This is a genomic window from Streptomyces griseorubiginosus (assembly GCF_017614965.1).
Classification (GTDB): domain Bacteria; phylum Actinomycetota; class Actinomycetes; order Streptomycetales; family Streptomycetaceae; genus Streptomyces; species Streptomyces griseorubiginosus_B.
The window spans coordinates 1-3,202 of sequence record NZ_WVUG01000524.1 but is presented as its reverse complement, the minus strand read 5'-3'; the positions used below and the strand labels follow the sequence as shown (position 1 = coordinate 3,202).

At 69.2% G+C, this 3,202-nt stretch carries 4 protein-coding genes; 2 read left to right on the top strand and 2 right to left on the bottom strand.

Annotation, left to right across the window (positions count from 1 at the left end; all coding sequences use genetic code 11):
- Window positions 1-101 precede the first annotated feature (101 nt).
- The gene (locus tag GRC12_RS43075; RefSeq protein WP_208785887.1) at window positions 102-1,355 is read left to right on the top strand and encodes a GNAT family N-acetyltransferase; all 1,254 of its coding nucleotides are present in this window, start codon (window positions 102-104) and stop codon (window positions 1,353-1,355) included.
- Window positions 1,356-1,637: 282 nt separating this feature from the next.
- On the opposite strand, the gene GRC12_RS43070 is transcribed toward GRC12_RS43075, so the two are convergent.
- A complete protein-coding gene (locus GRC12_RS43070; protein WP_208785886.1) occupies window positions 1,638-1,823 on the bottom strand; it encodes a hypothetical protein in 186 nt (61 codons plus the stop codon).
- Window positions 1,824-2,011: 188 nt separating this feature from the next.
- Between GRC12_RS43070 and GRC12_RS43065 the strand changes: the two genes are divergently transcribed.
- Window positions 2,012-2,926, top strand: coding sequence for a winged helix-turn-helix domain-containing protein (locus tag GRC12_RS43065; RefSeq protein ID WP_208785885.1), 915 nt, complete (start codon window positions 2,012-2,014; stop codon window positions 2,924-2,926).
- 45 nt (window positions 2,927-2,971) lie between these two features.
- Here GRC12_RS43065 and GRC12_RS43060 read toward each other — a convergent pair whose 3' ends face one another.
- The gene (locus GRC12_RS43060; RefSeq protein WP_133045728.1) at window positions 2,972-3,160 is read right to left on the bottom strand and encodes a hypothetical protein; all 189 of its coding nucleotides are present in this window, start codon (window positions 3,158-3,160) and stop codon (window positions 2,972-2,974) included.
- Window positions 3,161-3,202: the final 42 nt, after the last annotated feature.

Below are 3,202 nucleotides of genomic sequence, written 5' to 3'. Positions count from 1 at the left end.
AGGTGGGGGAGATCCGGGGGGTGTTCTGAGCGCACCAGGCACGCCTGAGGCCGTGGGAAATCCCCGCGACACCCTCCCCGCCGTCCGCCTACCGTGATCCCATGAGCCGAGCCGCTGACATCGACGTCCGTCCGGTCACCGAAGGGGAGTTCCCCGAGTGGATACGGGCGGTGAACACCGGTTTCCTGCGTCCGCCGACCCCGTCGGAGGCCGAGCTCGAAGCCCGGCGAGGGCAGTTCGAGGCCGGTCGCTATCTCGGGGCCTTCGACGGGGACCGCTGTGTCGCGACGTTCCGGTCCTTCGCCCAGGAGGTCACCGCGGTCGGCGGCGCCTGCGTGCAGGCCGACGCCGTTTCCGGCGTCACCGTCACCGCCACCCACCGCCGCCGCGGACTGCTCACCCGGATGATGACCCAGGACCTCGCGACCGCCAAGGAGCGCGGCGACGTCGTGGCGACACTCATCGCCGCGGAGTACCGGATCTACGGCCGCTACGGCTTCGGCCCCGCCACCACCGCAACCGAGTGGATCGTCGACGTCCCCCGTACCGGCCTCGACCCCCGCTGGTCCGGCCCGGCCGACGGCGCCCGCGTCGACCTCGTGGACGGCGACGACGTACGGAAGATCGGCCCCGAACTCCACGACCGCTTCCGCCGCGCCACCCCCGGCGCCGTCAGCCGCGGCGACTGGTGGTGGCAGCTCAACACCGGCGCCGTCCGTGTCGACCCGAAGTGGACCGAGCCGTTCTTCGCCGCGTACCGGGCGCCGGACGGCACGCTGGAGGGCCTGGTCGCCTACGAGGTGGACGACAAGTGGGGCGACGCGGGGCAGCCGCTGGACACGGCGACCGTACGGGGCATGATCGCGACCACCCCGGCCGCCGAGCGGGCCCTGTGGTACCACCTGTGCTCGATCGACTGGGTGACGCAGGTGAAGACCGGCCAGCGCGCCCCGGACGACCTGCTCACCGACCTGCTCCCCGACCCGAGGGCCGCCCGCGTCGTCTCGCAGGCGGACTGGCTGTGGGTGCGGATCCTGGACGTCGTACGGGCCCTGGAGGCGCGGACGTACGAGGGTACGGGCTCGCTGGTGCTGGAGATCACCGACCGCGCCGGTTACGCGGGCGGCCGCTACCGGCTGGAGGCGTCACCGCAGGGCGCGTCCTGTACCCCGACGCGGCAGAGCGCGGAACTCTCGTTGGACGTCTCCGAGCTGGCGGCGCTGTGGCTCGGCGACCAGTCGGCGGTACGGCTGGTGTCGCTGGGGCGGGTCCAGGAAGAACGAGCGGGCGCCGGCCGGTCGGCCGACGCCCTGCTGCGTACGTCCAGGCGCCCTTGGTGCCCGGACATGTTCTGAACCTCCTCACGCGCGGTGGCAGTTGACTTCTGATCTCTCATCCGTAGCTGTGCTGTTCAGTTGTGACTGTGCTGATGTAGCTCATGTAGCTCATGTAGCTCATGTAGCTCATGGAGCCGATGGAGCTGTTCAGTTGTGGCTGAGCGGGTGCGGCTGTCGAGCCGCCGATGTTGAGTTGTCGATGTTGAGTTGTGACGGTGCGCTTGGTGCAGACTGACCGGGCTCCCGGCTCCCCTCCGGAAGGGAGCCCGGCCAGCCGAACCGGGTTCGGCCGACGCGAGGTCAGCCCGACTGGGCCAGCAGCATCACGAGGATGACCGCTCCCAGTCCGCTGATGACGGTGTTCTTGGCCTTGAGCCCGATGGACAGCGCGAGGAACGCGATGATGCCCATCGGTCCGTACTTCCACTGGACGAGCTGCTCGAATCCGAAAGCGAGGGCGGCGACGGCGAGGGCTACGAGCGGCATGACGGTCCCTCCTTCGGGACGGGAGGAGGACCCCTGTGGCCAAGCCTCCGAATGTTCCGACCATGTTGTTCAACGTTGCTCAAGCTTGCTCAAGTTGGTGACCAACTTCACTGTACTTATCTCCGCTTGGAAGCGGCTTATAACCACCTTCTCTGGAACTGCCGAAAGATGGCGGGAAGTTGTAGTGTTTGGTCGTGGACCCCCAACACGCCGCCGTCAATGGGCGGAAGAGGTCACAGCGGCCACAGAAGTCCCACAGAGAGGTGGCCGACGAGCTGCGTGCCCGGATCAGGTCGGGCGAGCTCCGTCCGGGCCAGCGCATGCCCACGCAGGCCAGGCTGGCCGACGAGTTCGGCGTCGAGCGCGGTGCCGTACGCCAGGCGCTGCGCATCCTGCAGTCGGAGCACCTGCTCACCAACGTCTCCAAGGGCGCGCCCGCCACCGTGGCCCCCGACCTGGGCCTGGCCGCACCACCGACCGGCCCCGGAGCCCCGCCGCTGCCCACCATGGTGGCGCTGGCCCCGCGCATAGCGGCCGCGTTCGCGGAGCCCCACGTCGAGATAGACGCCCTGTGCCTCACCTCGGTGTCCCTGACCCTCGCGATCGGCGAACCGCTGCGCCAGATCCACGCCGGACAGCTTAAACCGGCCAAGGTCGACGTCCGCGTCCTGCTGCCCAGCAGCGACATCGAACTGGCCTTCCCGACGCCCGTGGACGCGGCGATGGACGGCCGGCTGCAACGCCGCTGGGTGTCCCACCGCAACGCCCAGGTCCAGGTCCTGCGGCACAACCTGCTGGCCCTGCGCGCCACGCACGGCATCGATGTCGAGGTCACCTTCCGCTCGCTGCCCTTCACCCCGCCGGTGAAGCTGTACCTGCTCAACGGGGTGGAGTCCCTCTTCGCGTACTACACGGTCACGCGCCGCGAGGAGGAGATCGACCACGAGCCCCTGGAGATGTACGACGCGGAGGGCACCCGGTCCATGCTGTTCGCCTTCGAGCAGGGCGCCGACCTGCGGGACACGACCTTCGTCGAGCAGTCGTACCTGTGGTTCAACGCGCTGTGGGAGACGATCAGTTCGGAGCTGTTACTCACGAACTGACCGTCTCCCACAGCGATGGACACCGGCCGCCGGGACGGGCTCCGCTCATAGAGCGGGTCCGGCGACCAGCAGGGCCAGGACGACGGCGCCGACGGAGCTGACCGTCGGGTTCTTCGCCTTGATGCCTATGGTGAGGAGCGTCAGGCCGATGATCCCGGTGACGCCGTACTTCCACTGGACGGTCTGCTCGACGCCGACGACGAAGACGGCGGAGAGGAGGGCGAGGACGGGCATGGTGGTTCCCCCTTCAGGCTTCGCGGGCGGGCGGTGCGGCGG

Bases quoted from the DNA above. Each gene is read 5' to 3' on its own strand.
- GRC12_RS43075 (WP_208785887.1), top strand. From the start codon at position 102: ATGAGCCGAGCCGCTGACATCGACGTCCGTCCGGTCACCGAAGGGGAG.
- GRC12_RS43070 (WP_208785886.1), bottom strand. From the start codon at position 1,823: ATGCCGCTCGTAGCCCTCGCCGTCGCCGCCCTCGCTTTCGGATTCGAG.
- GRC12_RS43060 (WP_133045728.1), bottom strand. From the start codon at position 3,160: ATGCCCGTCCTCGCCCTCCTCTCCGCCGTCTTCGTCGTCGGCGTCGAG.